At 47.5% G+C, this 17,466-nt stretch carries 16 protein-coding genes and 1 tRNA gene; 10 read left to right on the plus strand and 7 right to left on the minus strand.

From position 1 onward, the window contains the following. Positions 1-61 precede the first annotated feature (61 nt). Together mgtE and MO387_RS01725 are read right to left on the minus strand one after the other, a co-directional pair. Positions 62-1,435 (minus strand): magnesium transporter, encoded by a 1,374-nt coding sequence (gene mgtE, locus MO387_RS01720; protein ID WP_107948798.1) that lies wholly within the window; start codon positions 1,433-1,435, stop codon positions 62-64. A 19-nt stretch (positions 1,436-1,454) separates the two neighbouring features. Next, a complete protein-coding gene (locus MO387_RS01725; protein ID WP_107948796.1) occupies positions 1,455-2,162 on the minus strand; it encodes a hypothetical protein in 708 nt (235 codons plus the stop codon). A 769-nt stretch (positions 2,163-2,931) separates the two neighbouring features. On the opposite strand from MO387_RS01725, the gene MO387_RS01730 reads away from it, so the two are divergent. Beyond that, the gene (locus tag MO387_RS01730; protein ID WP_199908749.1) at positions 2,932-4,143 is read left to right on the plus strand and encodes an endonuclease/exonuclease/phosphatase family protein; all 1,212 of its coding nucleotides are present in this window, start codon (positions 2,932-2,934) and stop codon (positions 4,141-4,143) included. 111 nt (positions 4,144-4,254) lie between these two features. Here MO387_RS01730 and MO387_RS01735 read toward each other — a convergent pair whose 3' ends face one another. The 3 genes from MO387_RS01735 to MO387_RS01745 form a co-directional block, all read right to left on the minus strand. Next, complete coding sequence (locus MO387_RS01735; RefSeq protein ID WP_107948790.1) at positions 4,255-5,067, minus strand: DNA-binding domain-containing protein; 813 nt, start codon at positions 5,065-5,067, stop codon at positions 4,255-4,257. Then, complete coding sequence (locus MO387_RS01740) at positions 5,064-5,963, minus strand: DUF692 domain-containing protein (RefSeq protein ID WP_107948788.1); 900 nt, start codon at positions 5,961-5,963, stop codon at positions 5,064-5,066. The genes MO387_RS01735 and MO387_RS01740 overlap by 4 nt, the downstream gene beginning before the upstream one ends. A 102-nt stretch (positions 5,964-6,065) precedes the next feature. After that, complete coding sequence (locus MO387_RS01745) at positions 6,066-6,524, minus strand: hypothetical protein (RefSeq protein WP_107948786.1); 459 nt, start codon at positions 6,522-6,524, stop codon at positions 6,066-6,068. Positions 6,525-7,021: 497 nt separating this feature from the next. Here MO387_RS01745 and MO387_RS01750 point away from each other — a divergent pair, with 497 nt between their 5' ends. After that, entirely contained in the window at positions 7,022-8,212 is a 1,191-nt protein-coding gene (locus MO387_RS01750) for a class I SAM-dependent methyltransferase (protein ID WP_107948784.1), read from the plus strand. Between the two features lie 263 nt (positions 8,213-8,475). Here MO387_RS01750 and rpiA read toward each other — a convergent pair whose 3' ends face one another. Next, positions 8,476-9,138 (minus strand): ribose-5-phosphate isomerase RpiA, encoded by a 663-nt coding sequence (gene rpiA, locus MO387_RS01755; RefSeq protein ID WP_006082772.1) that lies wholly within the window; start codon positions 9,136-9,138, stop codon positions 8,476-8,478. A gap of 251 nt (positions 9,139-9,389) precedes the next feature. Here rpiA and MO387_RS01760 point away from each other — a divergent pair, with 251 nt between their 5' ends. Genes MO387_RS01760 through MO387_RS01775 form a run of 4 tightly spaced genes read left to right on the plus strand, consistent with a single transcriptional unit; the run spans position 9,390 to position 12,487 of the window. Then, positions 9,390-10,325 (plus strand): DUF808 domain-containing protein, encoded by a 936-nt coding sequence (locus MO387_RS01760; RefSeq protein WP_107948782.1) that lies wholly within the window; start codon positions 9,390-9,392, stop codon positions 10,323-10,325. A gap of 48 nt (positions 10,326-10,373) precedes the next feature. After that, positions 10,374-11,324: a 3'-5' exonuclease gene (locus MO387_RS01765; RefSeq protein WP_107948780.1), complete on the plus strand. Its 951-nt coding sequence runs from the start codon at positions 10,374-10,376 to the stop codon at positions 11,322-11,324. Continuing rightward, a complete protein-coding gene (locus MO387_RS01770; protein ID WP_199908748.1) occupies positions 11,321-11,473 on the plus strand; it encodes a hypothetical protein in 153 nt (50 codons plus the stop codon). Before MO387_RS01765 ends, MO387_RS01770 begins: the two co-directional genes overlap by 4 nt. Positions 11,474-11,527: 54 nt before the next feature. Next, positions 11,528-12,487, plus strand: a complete 960-nt coding sequence (locus MO387_RS01775; RefSeq protein WP_107948778.1) for a hypothetical protein — start codon at positions 11,528-11,530, stop codon at positions 12,485-12,487. A gap of 101 nt (positions 12,488-12,588) precedes the next feature. Here the strand turns inward: MO387_RS01775 and MO387_RS01780 are convergent, their stop codons facing one another. Next, positions 12,589-12,927 (minus strand): PBPRA1643 family SWIM/SEC-C metal-binding motif protein, encoded by a 339-nt coding sequence (locus MO387_RS01780; protein WP_107948776.1) that lies wholly within the window; start codon positions 12,925-12,927, stop codon positions 12,589-12,591. A gap of 367 nt (positions 12,928-13,294) precedes the next feature. On the opposite strand from MO387_RS01780, the gene MO387_RS01785 reads away from it, so the two are divergent. From MO387_RS01785 to MO387_RS01800, 4 genes are all read left to right on the plus strand, one after another. Then, positions 13,295-13,371 (plus strand) — tRNA-Trp (locus MO387_RS01785). A 243-nt stretch (positions 13,372-13,614) separates the two neighbouring features. Beyond that, positions 13,615-13,905: a DUF2607 family protein gene (locus MO387_RS01790; protein WP_071938423.1), complete on the plus strand. Its 291-nt coding sequence runs from the start codon at positions 13,615-13,617 to the stop codon at positions 13,903-13,905. An 85-nt stretch (positions 13,906-13,990) separates the two neighbouring features. Then, complete coding sequence (locus tag MO387_RS01795; protein WP_107950293.1) at positions 13,991-16,153, plus strand: TonB-dependent siderophore receptor; 2,163 nt, start codon at positions 13,991-13,993, stop codon at positions 16,151-16,153. Then, a complete protein-coding gene (locus tag MO387_RS01800) occupies positions 16,143-17,453 on the plus strand; it encodes a heparan-alpha-glucosaminide N-acetyltransferase domain-containing protein (RefSeq protein ID WP_107948774.1) in 1,311 nt (436 codons plus the stop codon). Before MO387_RS01795 ends, MO387_RS01800 begins: the two co-directional genes overlap by 11 nt. The last annotated feature ends 13 nt before the right edge of the window (positions 17,454-17,466 follow it).

The following is a 17,466-nucleotide window of genomic DNA, read 5'->3' on the forward strand; positions in this document are numbered from 1 at the left end:
AGCTGGTTCACTTTGAGGTTTTATCGCTATTGATTAGCGCTATGAAGGCTTTATTGCATGCCTATGGCATGGGTAAGTCGAGCACCATAGTCGCAATGCTGAAATAAACCAGCACGCCTATGATATCGGCGATGGAGGTGATGAGTGGCGCACTCGCCGCCGCAGGATCCATCTTCAATTTGCTCAGTAAGAAGGGCAGAGACATACCAATCAAGCTGCCAATAATCACCACGATTTGCATAGTGAGCGCGACAACCAGTGCGATTTCAGGCCCGCCACGCCAAAATCCTAATAAGGACACTGCCGCCGCCATGCTGGCACCTAATAATCCGGCGACAAATAACTCACGGCCTAACATAGATAGCCAGTCCTTGAGTACCACTTCTCCCGTGGCTAACCCGCGTACCATTAAGGTCGCCGATTGTGATCCCGCATTACCGCCGCTATCGATCAGTAGCGGCAGGAAGAAGACCAAGGAAACATAACTGGCAATCGTGTCTTCGAAGAAGGCGATACCGGCTCCTGAGAAGATATTGCCAAACACCAAAATCACCAGCCAAACCACGCGCTTGCGGTAGAGTAAGCCTATGCTGGCGGTCTTGAGGTTATGGTCAATATTGCCGATGGCCGCGGTTTTCGTGAACTCAAGATCCGCCTGTGAGCTGGCAATATCCATAGCATCATCATAGGTGACAATACCGACAAGCTGGCCTTTGCCATTGACTACAGGCAGCGCCATCAAGTCGTAATGGGCGATCATCTGCACCGCTTCTTCGCGAAACGCATTGGCATCGAGCGCGACGGGGTCGGGCTTCATAAAATCGACCACTCGCTCGTGCGGCTGCGCCAGCAATAACTGTCTTAAAGACACAGTACCAATCAAGCGACCTAACATGTCTACCACATAGGTTTGATAAATGGTTTCCTTATCGGCGGCCTCTGTGCGTAGGGTATCAATGGCTTCTGCCGCAGTATGGCGGCTATTGAGCAAGGTGTAATCCGATGTCATGACCGCGCCGACCTTCGCTTTGTCATAGGCGGCGAGGGTGCGCATATCTTCCCGTTTGGCCAATGCGAGCGCAGGTAAAATGGCCGCTTGCTGGGTTTCATCGAGCAGATTGTAAAGGTCGGCACGTTCATCGGCCGCCATGTGCACTAGCAGCGCTGAAAGCGTGGTTTTGTCTAGCTGCTGAACTAAGCTCGCCTGCAATTCGTCGGTCAGGTAGCGAAACAAATTGGCGCAAACCTTAGGTGAGGCCAGTTGCAACAATAGGACTTGTTGCTCTTGATTAAAGACGTTAAATACTGCTGCAATATCGGCAGGGTGGCGCTTTCCGGCTAATTCAGCCATAGCGCTGGCACTGCGTTGCTCGATAATCATTTGCAGGTTATGGATGATTTTTTTAGTGTTGTTTGTGCTGTTATTCATGTTCATAGTTCATTCTCTCAACGATCTAGTGACCAAAGTAAAAGGTGATGTCTGCGCCAAGTTGCAGCGCGTTGCCACGAAGGGCATTGCCTAAGCTCAATTCCAGCTGTAGCTGCCGTTGCGGAGTGTGTTGATAGGCGAACTGATAGGCCGCCTCACTCAACTCTTTTTGATAAAGCTCGGCTATCACGCGATGCTGACTAGTGAGTTCATAGGCCGCCGCGATGCCCGCAAGTAATTGGGTCGATTCATTAAACTCATGTGTAAAACCTAAGTTGGCATACAGGCTGACATCGGAATCGCCTAAGGTTTTACCAATAATGCCGAAGGCTTCGGTGGAAAATCCGTTGCCGATATCGAGGTTTTTCTGCAAGTTGATCACCACTGCGCTGTGCCAATCATTCTGTTGCCGATCTGAATCGGAGTGAGAGCTTAAGTTGAGTGGTAGCTTGATACCGACTTCAGCCTGCTCCTCACGATTATCGTCATTGGCATTGGATGCTAATCCTAAATGCCATTCCCATTGATTGCGGCTGCAAGTCGTGGTTGCGTTAAATTGTGGGCGTGCATGATCCGACCTAGGTTGTTGCCAGCCCATTTCTAATTCACAGCGATCCGCGAGGGCGGGATCATCCACTTCGAGGTGCGATGCCGCCGCACTCATGCTGTAGTACAAGCTGATACTTGCACAGGATAGAGACCGCAAAATTGCTGTGTTGTTTATGTAAGCCATATTTAGGCTCCTCAGATGTAAACCCTTAGGTGTTAATCCATAGGGAAAACGAAGTCCACTGAGGCAAAAAACGTGCTTTGAGATGCAAAAAATACCCATAACTGAACCCCAGCGAATATGCTGGAATGGCGAAAGCGCGGCCATAGGCTCAGGCTTTATGGTTTGTATTTGATATTTGGGGGAGGCGGAGTGAAGAATAGTTCACGCTACTACCCTGCTTAGCAGGTAGCAGCAAAAAAATTGCGGGCTAGTGCTAGGCGTTAAATCCTGTCTTTTGGACAGGGCGTCTACTGTCGCTTATGTGTGTGCCCACAGTGGGTCTCCGCAATGATTAAAAGTCGCCATCATTCTAATGGGCCAAAAGTGAAAGTCAACCGCACAAGTCGTTACCTATGTTTTTGTTTAAATTTAGATTTTAATCAGATGTAAATATTATGGTATTGCTTGAGTTTGTGTATGGTTATTGGGCTGGTTGATGGATTTATGTGCAGCGGCTTGTTGTTGATTTGTTTGTTTTATGGGCGTTGGCTGTGATGCTGACTCTATGAGGTGTCTAATCTTTATTATCGGTTATCGGGCATTGGGTATTGATGTCTCGGGATCGGATATTGATGCGTCGATTGAGTTTGGCTAACACCTTATCTCAAATGGATTATTTGGCATTGATGCGCATCGGGTATACCCTTGTTGTGTCTGTTCCTGTGAGTCAAACTGATCTCTCTGACAAATTAAGACAGGTCGCCGTATTCAGATTTGGAGGTATTAAGCCGTGGCATACAATATCGATGTGGATGGGTTGGACTCCATGGCTGCGGCTGTTGAACATAATGACATCGAACAGATGAGAGTCGCCAATATCAAAATCGCCAGTATCAATCTGTTTAACTTTATTGAGCCGCCTTTGGCTTACTACGACTTTGAAAATATCTATAGCCATGGTCAGTGGCAGAAAAAGTGCCAATGGCTGAGTGAGTTTCTCACCCATCGCCAGCCCGATATTGTCGGATTTCAAGAAGTGTTTAGTCCTGAACCGCTCAAACGAATCGCCAGCGAGCAAGGGCTAGTGCATTTTGCTGTCATTGATGCGCCAACTCTTATTAGTGATTACATTTATCGTAGCCCAGTGGTCGCGCTTGCCTCCCGTTATCCCATTGTGGAAATCAGCAGTGTCGAACCTGATGCGCGCTTAGTGGCGGCTATGGGATTATCGAGTGAATTTGCTTTTAGCCGTAAGGTGCTGCGCGCAACCGTTGAGGTGCCACATATCGGTAAGTGTGATTTTTATGTGGTGCACTTTAAGTCAAAACGCGCTGGATTAGCGCTCGAGCCTAAGCTAATTGAACCTAAGCGATTTGAAAATCAGCCCCTAGGATTCGATAACTCGGCGCCAGCAGCGAGCATGAAACTGCATTCAGAAACCCAATTACTCACCGAGCAAGCTTTAGGCCGCTGGGCATCAACCATGCAGCGCGGCGCGGAAGCTGCGTTATTATTCAATGGCATATTAGTACGCAGACAAGAATCTAAACATCCCGTCATCGTGATGGGAGATTTTAACGACAGCCTGACGATGGGCGCCTTAGATGCATTAACGATTCAGGGCGAGAGCCTTCACAGTAATGATATTAAAGCCGCTGGCCTTGGGCATTTATCGGATGCGGCGTTAGCGGCGGTGTTTGCTCAGTATCAACTTAAAGATGCCTATGAGTTATTTATTGAAGCGAACTTGAGGGACAGTTTGACGGGGAATACCGCTTACCATAGGGAACACAGAGCGGCGACCCATTACTACGGCCCCAAAGGTTCTGTGCTGGATTATATTTTGCTTTCGAGCGAGTTTGATGCGAGCCATGGCCGCAGTTTAGCGCAAGTAGTGGATTATCAAACCTGCGACAGGCACTTAGTCAGACCCGAATATGAGCGCGATGCCTACAGTACAGATCATGCGCCAGTGATTGTTGAGTTGGCGCTGCGGAGTTAATTACTCATTCAGTTAAGCTCGCTAAATCAAGCCAAATAAAACAACTTAAACTCACTCAAGTTAATTCACTTTAAATCTGGCTAACACTCAATCTCCAAACCGATTAGAGCATCAGGCGATGTCGCGGATAAGCCCCATTTGAAACCAAGCTTGCAGTGCCTGCAGCACTTGCATCGGCGCCTGCGCGTCGCTAAAAAATGCCAACATCATTTCGCATTGTTCGGCAAAGGTGGCACCGCTGATAAATCCCAGCAGCAGGGCGAGTTGATATTCTGACAGGGAAATAAACTCAGTTAATCGGCTTTCGCCACGCCAAAGTAACCAAGCTCGTTTGCCTTGATCATCGGGACTAGGCGGTGATTCTTGCTGTTTTAATGCTTGCCAAGTTTCAACTGCATTACTGTTGCATTGGAATAGCTGCACGCTGGGGTGAAAACGCAGTTGGCAACCAGGCCATTGCTCGGCAGGCAGTGCTTGCAGGCGCGCAAAAGTGGCGCGATCGGTATCAAAAGCATCGAAGGCATTCAATAAACGCCGCTCGAAGCGAGCAATATCGGCAATAATCGGATACTGACTGAAAAACGCATCTTGGGTTAAGTAGTCGGGCAGGGCATCGGCAAAACTGCGCAGTGAAGTAAACGCCGATGGCTGACTGGCAATATAACCTTTGGCCATACGTTCAAAGAGTTCAGCACCCAGATAGATGCCCAGCATTTCGTGGTCGGTTTCGAGGGTTTCGGTTAAACGAATGCGATAGGCATTGGCATAAATCTGCATCCGAATATCGGCATTAATGCCGCCTTGCTCAGCAATCTTATCTTTGAAGGTTTGCGTGGTTTGCTCAAGTGTGGGCGGTGTATCAACCGCAGCACTCGCCAGCAGATAATTCATAAATGCGTGTTGTAGCTGCTGAAGTTGGCTCATGCGATAACCTTTCCTTCATGCATGTTCTTCCTACTTTTGGCGGCGTTGAGTGGATGTACCTCACCTAAGGTATCGCGGGCGATATTTCTGGCAATTGTGAGTTCGGCTTCGAGGGCGGAAAACTCGGGGATATTGGCGTCGCGCTCTATCATAGTGCTGATGCCGCCAAAACGTTTCAGTGCCGCGCGGTAGAGGTCCCACACGCTGCTTGGTACATCATGGTCGTGCGTGTCTATCACATAGTCGCCATAGTCGCTGTGTCCGGCGAGGTGGAATTGCTGCACTCGCTTGGGATTAATTTTATTCAAGTAGTCCAACGGGTTGAAATTGTGATTGCGGGCACTGACGTAAATATTATTGATGTCTAACAAGATTAAACAGTCTGTGGTCTCGGCAACGGCATTAACGAATTCCCATTCGTCCATGCTGGAATCTTGATAGGACAAATAGCTAGAAACGTTCTCCATCAGAATGCGGCGGCCTAAAAAATCTTGGACGATTTTAATCCGCTGCGCCACATGCTTAACGGTTTCTTCGGTATAGGGCAGTGGCAGGAGATCATGGCTGTTCACCCCGTGAATTGAGGTCCAGCAGATATGATCGGAAATCCATTGGGGTTGCACATCGTTGGCGAGCTGCTTTAAGGCTTTAAGGTAATCCATATTGAGCGGATCGGTACTGCCAATCGACAGAGAAACACCGTGCATCACCAGGGGATAGCGCTCGCCAATTTCCTTGAGGTAATAGCGGGGTTTGCCGCCAGCGACCATGTAGTTTTCCGAGAGCACTTCAAACCAATCGATATCGGGTTCGGTATTGAGCACGGCATCAAAATGCTGCGTCCTAAGACCTAAGCCAAAACCTAACGGTGCTTGCGTGATGACATCTTGCGCCACATTGACTCCTTATCCTTAAGTCTTCTGCTGAATGCGTGGTAAACAGGGGGATAAACGTGACCAGCACAAACTGGTCACGATTTTTAATCAGTATATTGGCGTTTAGGCGCCTGCTTTGCCGCCGATATCACCGCAGGATTTTGCAGGTGCTGCGACAAAACCACTGCCTTTACAGCTGGCGTGGCCCGCACAGGCATTGTCGGCAGTTTTACAATCGTTATGGCCTTTACAGGTGTTAACGCCATAGCAGTGAACGAGTTCGGCGTTGGCAATTTTGCCTACCCAATCATCAGCGACTTTACCGCCGACATCACCACAGCTTTTTGATGGCATAGCTACAAAACCACTGCCTTTGCAGCTGGCGTGTCCAGCACAGGCGTTATCAGCGGTTTTGCAATCGTTATGACCTTTACAGGCATTCACGCCATAACAATGTACGAGATCGGTACTGTCAGCGCCAGCCATAGGTTCGGCGGCATTGGCGTAACCCGCCATGCTTGCCATTGCCATTGCCATCGCTAATGCGGCGCCCGTCAGTGCAGTTTGTGTTTTCTTATTCATGGTTCTAATCCTTTTGAGTGTGACTGCTAATGAGTAATCTTAATTTGGTTGCTTTGATAACGACTGCTGTAAATCGACGACTTATAAAGCATTGACTAATAAACACAGGAGTAAGCCTAGTTGTTATCGAGCGATTCGTTTGAATATCTTGTGCGCGGGCTAAACGAGCCTTTCGAATGCTCAGAGCTTTTTCCTGTTGCGTTAATGAGACCCGCACTCAGACCAATATCTTTCAACTTAAGTTAAAATGATGTTGTGAAAATCGAGATCAGCGCGATCGAGAGAGCAGAGAAATTGCCCAATTTATGGAAAAAATGGCGTTTCTTGCGCAGGTTTAGTGGCGCAAAATAAGGTATGATCGGCAACCCGTGGATGATGGCAAATAAGCGCTGCGGCGCGTTCGGTACTCGCACTCAGGTGACATTGGGTATATCATCCGTTTCCCATTTTTTAGACAGCAGCCCTTTTTTAGTGGCGGCACTATTTATAAGGCAACTATGGCTATCAGAATCAAACTTAAACCCGGCCGCGAGAAGTCGCTCGAGCGTCGCCATCCTTGGGTATTTTCCAATGCTATTCATAACATTAAGGGAAAACCTGAAGCGGGTGAGACAGTCGATGTGGTCGCTCATGATGGTCATTGGTTAGGTCGTGGTGCTTGGTCGCCTGAGTCGCAAATCCAAGTGCGGATTTGGACTTTTGATCGCGAAGAAGAAATTGATCGCGAGTTTTTTGCCAGACGTTTACAGCGGGCACAAATTGGCCGTAACGATTTAATTCGTGAGCAAGGCTTAACGGGTTATCGTTTAGTGGCCGCCGAGTCCGATGGTTTACCTGGGATCACCATCGATAGATATGCCAATGTGTTGGTGTGCCAGTTACTGAGCACAGGTGCTGATTTATGGCGCGATACCTTAGTTGAGTTATTGGCCGAGCAATATCCTGATTGCGCTATCTATGAGCGCTCCGATGTGGATTCCCGTAAGAAAGAAGGCCTGCTGCCAGTTACCGGTTTACTGCACGGTACGCTGCCAGAAATGCCGGTGATTATCGAAGAAAACGGTATCAAGATTGCCGTTGATGTGATTAAAGGTCATAAGACAGGTTTCTATCTCGATCAACGTGATAACCGCGCCATTGCCGCCCGTTTTGTGAAAGATAAATCAGTATTGAACTGTTTCTGCTACACAGGCACCTTTGGTTTGTACGCCGCGAAAGCAGGCGCTGCCAGCATAGAAAACGTCGATGTGTCTTCTTTAGCATTAGCGACGGCGCGCCTCAATATGCAAGTGAACGGTTTGAGTGATGACAAAGTACATTACAACGAAGCCGATGTGTTTAAGTTGCTGCGCCAATACCGTGATGAAGGCAAGACCTTCGATGTTATCGTACTCGACCCACCTAAGTTTGCCGATAATAAGGCGCAGTTAAATGGCGCCTGCCGTGGTTATAAAGATATCAATATGATTGCATTGCAGTTGTTGAATCCGGGCGGGGTGTTATTGACCTTCTCTTGCTCAGGATTAATGCCTGCGGATCTGTTCCAAAAAATCGTGGCCGATGCGGCGTTGGACGCAAAACGCGAAATCCAGTTTATCGAACGCTTAAGCCAAGCGAGCGATCACCCTATCGGTAGCGCCTTCCCAGAGGGATTCTACTTAAAAGGCTTAGTCGCCAGAGCTTGGTAAGAGCGGCAAGAGCCGCCAGAGCTTAAGCCAAGCGCTTGATATAAGCTGCCTGCGATGTGGGTTTAGTTAGAGAATAGGCATTAGTTAGAGAATAGGCGGCCTAACCAGAGAGTAGATGGCTTAGTCAGATAGCATTTAACCCTAAAAAGAACCATAAAAAATGCCAGCCCTTGAATAAAGTGGCTGGCATTTTTATCGCGTATTTTTACCGTGTTGTTTACATCTGCAGCCGTGTGACTGGGATGTAAGTGTTAACGCTTAACTTATTCGGCGGTAAAGGTTTTTACGCCATCAGGGGTGCCGACTAACAACACATCTGCGCCGCGTTTAGCGAACAGACCGTTAGTGACTACACCGACTATCTCATTGATCTGACTTTCCAATTCTTTTGGATTAAGGATCTTAAGATTGTACACATCGAGGATCACGTTGCCGTTATCGGTCACAACGCCTTCACGGTACACTGGATCGCCGCCTAGCTTAACTAACTGACGTGCCACATAAGAGCGCGCCATAGGAATGACTTCAACTGGTAGTGGGAATTCACCTAGGATGTCGACTTGCTTAGTGTTATCCACGATACAGATAAACTTTTCAGCCACAGCCGCAACAATTTTCTCGCGAGTTAACGCCGCGCCGCCGCCTTTGATCATATCCATACGGTCGTTGATTTCATCGGCACCGTCCACATAGACAGATAAACGATCAACGCTGTTTAAGTCATAAACGGGAATACCCAGCGCTTTCATTTTCTGAGTTGATGCCTCAGAACTAGAGACTGCGCCTTCGATATCAGCTTTCATGGTTGCCAGTGCATCAATAAAGTGATTCACAGTCGAACCAGTACCAACACCAACAATACTGTCTCTTTCAACGTACTTGAGTGCGGCCCAACCGGCAGCTTTTTTCATTTCATCTTGAGTCATGTTGACATCCTGTAACGGCAAATGAGTAAAAAATTCTGCGCTTAGTATACTCTTTTCCGATAAATAATGTGGCGCAATTCAGCCTTAGGTGTGATCTAGATTGCAGGCTTGTCGACATGAGTCAGTGATCCCAATAACCTAAGTAACTGAAGCAGTTAAGTTAGAAAGCATTTCGCTATACGCCACTAATCTAACTAAGCTACTATGGCAAAAGCAGAATGGTTTATAGATGATTGGTAGAGGGATTTAGCATGGCTGGCGCAAGTTTATTAACCTTACTTGACGATATCGCATCGATTTTGGATGACGTAGCGGTAATGAGTAAAGTGGCGGCAAAGAAAACCGCGGGTGTACTGGGGGATGATTTAGCCCTCAATGCCCAGCAAGTGACTGGCGTAAGCGCCGATCGTGAATTGCCCGTTGTTTGGGCGGTAGCTAAGGGATCGTTTCGTAATAAATGCATTTTAGTGCCTGCGGCTCTGTTAATCAGCGCCTTTATTCCTTGGGCGGTAACGCCGTTATTGATGTTTGGTGGTCTGTTTTTATGTTACGAAGGATTTGAAAAACTGCATCACAGCTATAGCCACAGAAAAGGCCAGCCACACAGCGAAACGCAAGAGGAACGTGAGCTACCAGACATCAAAGATTTAGCCGCTTACGAGGCCGAAAAAGTCAAAGGTGCGATTCGCACCGACTTTGTGTTATCGGCGGAGATTATCGCGATTACCTTAGGCATAGTGGCGGACAAATCCCTGTCGACGCAGTTTTTCACCTTATCCGTTATCGGGATCATCATGACCATAGGTGTGTATGGTTTAGTGGCCGCGATTGTGAAAATGGACGATGCGGGTTTGTACTTGAGTCAGCGTGAAGGCGAGTCGGCCTTAACGCAAATGAACCGTAAACTGGGTTTTGGTTTATTGAGCGCCGCCCCTGTGCTGATGAAAAGTTTAACCATTATCGGCACTGCGGCCATGTTTATGGTGGGCGGCGGGATTTTAACCCATGGCTTACACATGATTGGCGAGCAAATCCAGCATGCTGAGCAAGCCGTCGCAGCGATGAGTTTTGTCGGACCTGTGCTTGCCGTGCTGACGCCAAGTGTGCTCAATGGCCTATTTGGCGTCGTTGCTGGCGCAGTCGCACTCGCTGTGATGACAGGGATACAGAAACTGCGTGGCGAGTGAGGTGCGCGCATCGACAATCGAGGATTAACTCAACAAGGAAGGGCGAAGATGAAGTTAATGAAATACTGTATCTCCCCGAGTAAGTTGGCTTGGTTACGCAAAGAATTTGGTAAAGATGCCAACGGCTTGATTGCGGCAATGGATGCTGCGGGCACTGCTTATCTCGATAAGCTCAATGCATCGACCGAGGTGTTAGAGGGAGAGCAGTTAGAAGGTGAGGTGGCGGCCGAGACTGACACGCCCACCAATTCTAAGACTCAGACTCAGCGGCAAGCGCAGCGTCATTTGGCGTATTTGTGGTTGCAGCAGCGTATTGCCTTAGCGACTCGTATCGATGATGCTGATATGGCGGCACTAGCTGCCTTTGAATTTCAACAGATCCACATTGAAGTGGTTCAACCATCGGAGTTCGATGCGGTTGTCACGCGATTACAGGCTGAGCAAGTCTTAGGTTTTGATACTGAAACCCGTGCGAGTTTTGAGCGCGGCGTACAACATCCCCTGAGCCTTATCCAAATCGCGACAGCGGACGCTTGTTATCTATTTCAACATGCCATTTTAGGTGAGCAATTCACCCAGTTAAAAACCGTATTAGAAGATGAAAATATACTCAAAGTCGGCGTCGGTTTACGCAGCGATGCGCAGGCCCTCAAGCGGCAATGGGGCATCAATGTCACTTCAAAGTTAGATTTAAACTGGGCACTGGCGCAACTTGGGGCGGAGAAAGAAATGGGGACGCGCCAGTTGGTGGCGACTCTGCTGGGCACTCGTATCGATAAACCGAAAAAAATCACCCTATCAAATTGGCAGCATGTGCCATTATCTGGCGCGCAAATCAATTATGCCGCCGCCGATGCCTTGGCGGCACTCATGTGTTTCAATGCGTTAATCACTCAGCTGACGCCTTTTTATCATGCATCGAGTGCCACAAAAGCCGCGCCGTTAATCCCCTTGAGTCTAGCGGCGCCATTGGCGAAATATTTTAAGGATGTTGAATGAAGCGCAAAACCCAAGATGCCGCAAAGGAAAACATCAGGCCATCACACTCGGATATGAGCTCGCAGGGCACCAGTACCTTAGGTTTGATTTACCGCGTGCTGGGCATGTTGATCCTGTTAGCGATGATTACCCTTGGGGTAAATGCCTAGGCTTAGTGATTTTGTGATCATCAGTGCCAACAGATAAAAATAAAGGAGAACGCTATGTTAGATGCCATTTGTGAACTCGAAACAGAGGATCATTTAACAGCGAGAACCACTTACAGTGTTTTTAAGTTTCAACAATTATCCGATGACGATATTGAGCGTTTGCGGCAATGGTTAATCTGCCCCGCGTGCGGCGGTAAAGCGTATTTTCGTAAAGCTTCAAAGGATGGCAAAGCCGCCTGTTTCGGCTCGCGTTATCACCAAGCCGATTGCATTGAATTTAAACCCTCAGCGCAAAAATCCCGCGAGGAGCAAGATGCCATCGAAGTGCATCAGCAGCTGGTGGACGCCGATGCGTTAATGATCGATTTCAGTCGCAAGCCCCGCCGCCATTCTCCCGCAAACAAAGCGCCAACCGTGCCATCCGAAAGTAAAACAGCGCCAACGGCTAAGTCGTCTTCTATATCTGAGTCATCTGCTATATCTGAGTCGCCACCAGTACCTGTTGCATCGTTAATGGATGCTCAAGTGCAAGAGTCGAAAACAGACTACCAAGTTAACACTGCGGCGTGCACAACCGAGAAGCGGGTACCAAGCCAAGGGCTCGAAAAGTTACTGCACAGTTTATTGCGCGGTACTGATCTGGCGAAGTCTGATCTCTGGGTATACACAGACAGTGAGCGTAAATACCGTTGGCGGGCGAAGAACCTGTTCGTCAACTTTGCCGATGCCGACCCGCTCGACAACAAACCCCACATGTATTGGGGCACGATATCCCACACTGACCCGACGATGAGCTGGCTTAATCCGGCCGACAGTAAAGATATCGGCATTCCTATCGATGGGATAAAACAGCCATTATTAGCGCAATTTGAGATAGAAGATAAACGCTGCTTTGAAGGTGCGGGTTTGATTATATTTGGCAAATGTTTTTGGAATAAAGAAAAGACCCGCAAAATTATTCAGCTGTGGAATAACGATTTGCAGCGGATTTTTATCTCAAAGCTAGAGGATTAGCTGTGGGGGAAGAAACTAAAATGGAGCAGAAAAGGGGCTATTCCCGACGCACAAAAACGTCTTAGTAAAAGTCCCTATCTATTTTTCGCTGATTAAGGCGTTTACTTGCCGCAGCACTTCTTGAATTTTTGACCGCTACCACAAGCACAAGGCTCGTTACGATTTGGTTTCTTCTCGAACGTTGTGGTCTTAGGTTTATTCAATAAACCTTCTAATTCAAGGATATCTTCAGCAACATCAGCATTGACTTCGATATTGGCGAACAGCTGGTGTTCGGCAACAATCGCGGCAACTTCGAGTTTACGCGCTTCATCGGCAACAATTAATTGCAGAGGGAAAGCTTCTGTACCCGGTTTAGCAATACGCTTAGTGTTGTAGCCAAAGCTCTCATGCTTAGGTTTAGGCGTTCTACGGCCTTTAAAGAAAAATTTGTCTGACATTTTGGTTCCGTCGAGCTGTGTATGAAATTGACGATGCTTATACTATAAAACGCCGATTTTATAAATCGAACTCAGATCTTTTTTCGATAAATGCGTGGCTTTTACCCTTAAGCGGCCCAAAACTTGCCGAAACAGCCATATCCGTCGACTTTATCGCAGTGATTTGCCTTGGAGCATTTGGGCGCTAACTCTCTTGCTAATGTATCCATTAAAACATTAAGCCCAATATACGGCGGCTTTTTAATCTCTGTGGCACTTAATTCAACAGTAACTGGCTAACTTGTTTGAAAAACCTTCAGTTAATGAGTTTTGTCATAAAAAGTACTTTACCTTTGGAAGTGCTTTTAGCATAATGCCCCACGTCAACAGGGGTGTAGTTCCAATTGGTAGAACAGCGGTCTCCAAAACCGATGGTTGCGGGTTCGAGTCCTGCCACCCCTGCCAAATAAAACAACGGCTTGCATAGAAATATGCGAGCCGTTTTATTTTGTCTGCCATTTAGCCTCAATATATTCAGCGCCCTCTCTATTCATTCGCGGTTATCGCCATTTCTCACAAATACTGTTTCTCACAAAACTGTCGTATACCTCTTGTAACATTTAAGCCCTGCGGCTTAGGTAAATCGGTTTGCAACTTTAGTTGTGCTTAACATACAATCGCCTGCCAAATTATTTGAGGAAGTATGGTTTGAATAGTGTGATGCAAACAAGACGCACCCTAGCGATATGGCTTGCTGCCATGTTGGTGCTATTGTCTGTGGCCATTGCTGTTCACAGTATTTCCCATGCTAATGAAGACCCTAAGTCCCATTGTTCGCTGTGCTTACATCAGCACCAGTTGCAACATGCGATAACCAGTACGCCCTTTCATTTTCAATTGGCTCAGCAGAGTTATATTTCGGTTGAGTTCCAAGCCATTTCCTTTAAGCGACCTTTTAGTCGTTTCTTCAATAGTCGTGCTCCGCCGTTAACAGCATAAGTTACTGTTTATTCAATTTATCTTAATTAACTTTGAGCGCCTTGGCTTAGCTAAGGCGCCGATGCTGTTTATTTTCGGAGTGAAAATGACCTCTTTTTATATTCCCAAGCGCGCTGCGCTGTTGCTGGGCGCCTTGTTTGTACTCAATCCTATTTCAATGTTGTTGGCTGCGGAGGATGCTCAATCTGGTAATGCTATTTTAGAGACTGACATTGAGCGTTTAAGTATCCACTATCGCCAAGCTTACCGTGGCAATGTGTCTGCAACTGAACTTCCGCAAGCGATCAGTGTGTTAGACGAGCAATTGATAAAAGATGCGGGACTGACGCGGTTTCAAGATGTACTGGATTATTCCGCCAGTGTGGCGCGGCAAAACAATGGCGGCGGTTTGTGGGATAGCTTTTCCCTGCGCGGCTTTCCGGGCAACGAAAACATGCCATCGGGCTATTTAATCAATGGCTTTAATGGTGGTCGAGGTTTTAGTGGTCATCGAGATTTATCGAATGTGGCCTATGTTGAGATTTTAAAAGGCCCAGGTTCGGCGCTTTATGGCCGCTCTGAGCCCGGCGGTACAGTCAATATTGTGACTAAGAAACCTCAGTATCAAACCAGTGGTTATTTAAAGGCATCGGCAGGGAGTTTCGACCAATATCGATTAGAGGGAGATGTGACTTCCGGCTTGACCGACAATGTGGCATTTCGAATTAACGGCGCGTGGCAGGAACACGATAGTTTTCGCGATTATGTGTTCAGCGATAAAAAAATCGTCACGCCGTCAGTGCGTTGGCAGATTTCCGATAAAGCCTCGCTACTCTATGAAATGGAATACCTCAAGCAGGAACAGTTATTCGATCGCGGCATTATTGTGCTCAACAACGATATCAATACTGTGCCACGCTCGCGTTATTTAGGTGAGCCTAATGATGGCGCAACTGTGGTCAATGCCACTGGGCACCAGCTGACCTATGACTATGAATTAAATGATGATTGGTCACTCACTGCGGGCTATAACTATCGTGATTCGAGTTTGAAGGGCTATTCGTCCGATGCCGAGTTGGCAAAGGGTCGACAATCGCTATTTGATGATGGTCGCACGCTTACCAGACAGCACAGATACCGCGATTATGCCTCCGAGGATAATTCACTGCGTCTAGAGTTAAGTGGCCATGTGGATACGGGTTTTATTCGCCACAATTTGCTGCTCGGCGCCGATGCCTATCACTACAGTTTAAAGACAGGATTGTATCGCTATCGCGGCAAAAAGGGCGAATATGCCATTGATATTTATGAGCCTCAATATGGTGGACCTCAGCCAGAGGTGAGCTTGTTGTATGAGAATAATGAAACCCAAAAGGCGTGGGGGACTTACCTGCAAGATCAAATGGATCTCACTGAAAAGTGGAAGCTGCATCTTGGGTTAAGGTTCGATAGCTATCAGCAAGATATCAGTGAAGTTGCTAAAAATACGTTATCAGAGCAAAACGATAGCAGGGTTAGCCCTAAAGTCGGTCTGGTGTATTTATGGTCCGATGCCTTAAGTTTCTATAGTTCTTATTCTGAAGGCTTTTTACCGCTTTCTGGAACCGACTTTGCAGGTCAGCCCTTCGAAGCCGAAGAGAGCAAGTCAGTTGAACTAGGGATGAAGTTTAATGGCAATTGGTTTAATGGCTTAGCTGAGAACGGCATAGCAGTCAGTGGCAGCTTGGCGGTGTTTGATGCGCAAAAGAGCAATATTCTGACCTCAGATCCAGTCAATGTCGGATTTTCCGCCACCTTAGGTAAAGCAAAAAGTAGCGGCGTTGAACTCGATTTAGTTGCCGAGCTGACGGAGGATTTGCAGGCCAAATTATCCTACGCCTATTTGAATACCCGCACAGCCAACGACAGCTTGAATCCCGACTGGGGCGTGCTTATTCCTGCGGGAAGTCCTCTGGTTAATGTGCCAAAACATACTGCGAGCGTGATGCTGAAGCGGGATTTGAATGCATTTTCTATCGATGGACATTTAGGCATGAGTTGGCGTTATGTGGATTCTCGTCTGGGTGATTCTGCCGATCCGAGTTTCCAATTACCGTCGTATCAGTTGCTTGGAGTGTTTATGAATACGCACTTGAGCGACAACTTTATCCTTGGCGTCAATCTGGACAACTTATTGGATGAGCACTATATCGCCAGCAGTTATTCGGCACTTTGGGCGGTACCCGGTGAGCCACGTAGCATTAAAGTGAGTGTCAGCTATGAGTTCTAACATTAGCCGTTCTAATATCAGTTCTAATATCTGCTCGAATATAAACACAAGTCCTGAATTACCGTCAGGTTTTGCCGAGCAAGAATCGACTCCAGCTATCGTCCGAACTGGTATCAAGAGTCGTATCAATAGTATCGATATGATGCGCGGCCTGGTGATGCTCATCATGCTGCTCGACCATGTGCGGGAACGGTTTTTCCTGCATATGCAGGTGAGCGACCCCATGGATTTGAGTTCGACCTCTTGGGGACTTTTTCTAAGCCGCTTTGCCGCGCATTTTTGTGCGCCAGTGTTTGTGTTTCTAACGGGCATTTCAGCTTGGCTTTATGCCAATCGCAGTCATGGACAGCCGCGTTCAGCGCGGGCGTTTTTGATTAAACGTGGCTTATTTTTAATCGCGCTCGAAATCTTAGTGATCAACATCTCTTGGATGGGCAACTACCATACGCTTTGGTTGCAGGTCATTTGGGTGATCGGCCTGAGCATGTTAACGCTGGCTGCGCTGATAAATCTGCCTAGACCTTGGATGGCTGTTTTAGGTTTCGCGATTGTCTTTGGTCATAATCTGTTGACGCCCATTCATTTTCAGCCGAGTGAATGGGCTTACGGTCTGTGGACCATATTGCACGATCGTGGATATCTGATTAGCGAAGGTGCGCTTAAGATCAAAGTGAGTTATCCCGCGCTGCCTTGGATGGGCGTGATTTTACTGGGTTATGTCGCTGGGCCTATTTTCATTCAGAAATCGAATGGTAACTCGCTTGAAGCCTCGCAGCGCCAGCAAACACTGCTGAAGTTAGGGATAAGCTGTTGGGTACTTTTTGCATTGCTACGCGGGTTTAACATCTATGGCGAAACCTTGCCTTGGCAGGCGGGGGCACATTTGGGTGAAACCTTAATGTCGGTACTCAACTTAACTAAATACCCACCATCATTAAGCTTTTTACTGGTGACGTTAGGCGGCATGTTTTTCTGCTTGGTGGTGTTTGAGCGACACTTTTCATCAGCAGGAAAAGCGGGCGAGAGTGGTAGTGAGAGATTAGCGCGAGTCGGCCATGGGTTGTCTGTGTTTGGCTCAGTCCCTATGTTCTTCTATATCTTACATTTGTACGTGCTGTTACTGCTCTATACTTTGGCGAAATTCATCTTTGGCGCAAACCATGGTGAGTACTTTGGCGTGAGCAACATGGGATGGGTTTGGTTTATCGCGGGCGTGTTAGTCATCGCGCTGTATTATCCCGTTAAGCGGTTTAGCGAGTATAAAAAACACAGCACTCAGGCTTGGATTAAGTACCTCTAAATTTAAGTACCTC

Source organism: Shewanella sp. N2AIL (genome assembly GCF_022690845.1).
GTDB classification, from domain to species: domain Bacteria; phylum Pseudomonadota; class Gammaproteobacteria; order Enterobacterales; family Shewanellaceae; genus Shewanella; species Shewanella baltica.

Excerpts from the sequence above, each read along its gene's own strand:
- MO387_RS01735 (WP_107948790.1), bottom strand. The coding sequence starts at position 5,067 with ATGAGCCAACTTCAGCAGCTACAACACGCATTTATGAATTATCTGCTG.
- MO387_RS01775 (WP_107948778.1), top strand. The coding sequence starts at position 11,528 with ATGTTAGATGCCATTTGTGAACTCGAAACAGAGGATCATTTAACAGCG.
- MO387_RS01765 (WP_107948780.1), top strand. The coding sequence starts at position 10,374 with ATGAAGTTAATGAAATACTGTATCTCCCCGAGTAAGTTGGCTTGGTTA.
- rpiA (WP_006082772.1), bottom strand. The coding sequence starts at position 9,138 with ATGACTCAAGATGAAATGAAAAAAGCTGCCGGTTGGGCCGCACTCAAG.
- MO387_RS01725 (WP_107948796.1), bottom strand. The coding sequence starts at position 2,162 with ATGGCTTACATAAACAACACAGCAATTTTGCGGTCTCTATCCTGTGCA.
- MO387_RS01795 (WP_107950293.1), top strand. The coding sequence starts at position 13,991 with ATGACCTCTTTTTATATTCCCAAGCGCGCTGCGCTGTTGCTGGGCGCC.
- MO387_RS01800 (WP_107948774.1), top strand. The coding sequence starts at position 16,143 with ATGAGTTCTAACATTAGCCGTTCTAATATCAGTTCTAATATCTGCTCG.
- MO387_RS01780 (WP_107948776.1), bottom strand. The coding sequence starts at position 12,927 with ATGTCAGACAAATTTTTCTTTAAAGGCCGTAGAACGCCTAAACCTAAG.
- MO387_RS01770 (WP_199908748.1), top strand. The coding sequence starts at position 11,321 with ATGAAGCGCAAAACCCAAGATGCCGCAAAGGAAAACATCAGGCCATCA.
- MO387_RS01760 (WP_107948782.1), top strand. The coding sequence starts at position 9,390 with ATGGCTGGCGCAAGTTTATTAACCTTACTTGACGATATCGCATCGATT.
- MO387_RS01750 (WP_107948784.1), top strand. The coding sequence starts at position 7,022 with ATGGCTATCAGAATCAAACTTAAACCCGGCCGCGAGAAGTCGCTCGAG.
- MO387_RS01745 (WP_107948786.1), bottom strand. The coding sequence starts at position 6,524 with ATGAATAAGAAAACACAAACTGCACTGACGGGCGCCGCATTAGCGATG.
- mgtE (WP_107948798.1), bottom strand. The coding sequence starts at position 1,435 with ATGAACATGAATAACAGCACAAACAACACTAAAAAAATCATCCATAAC.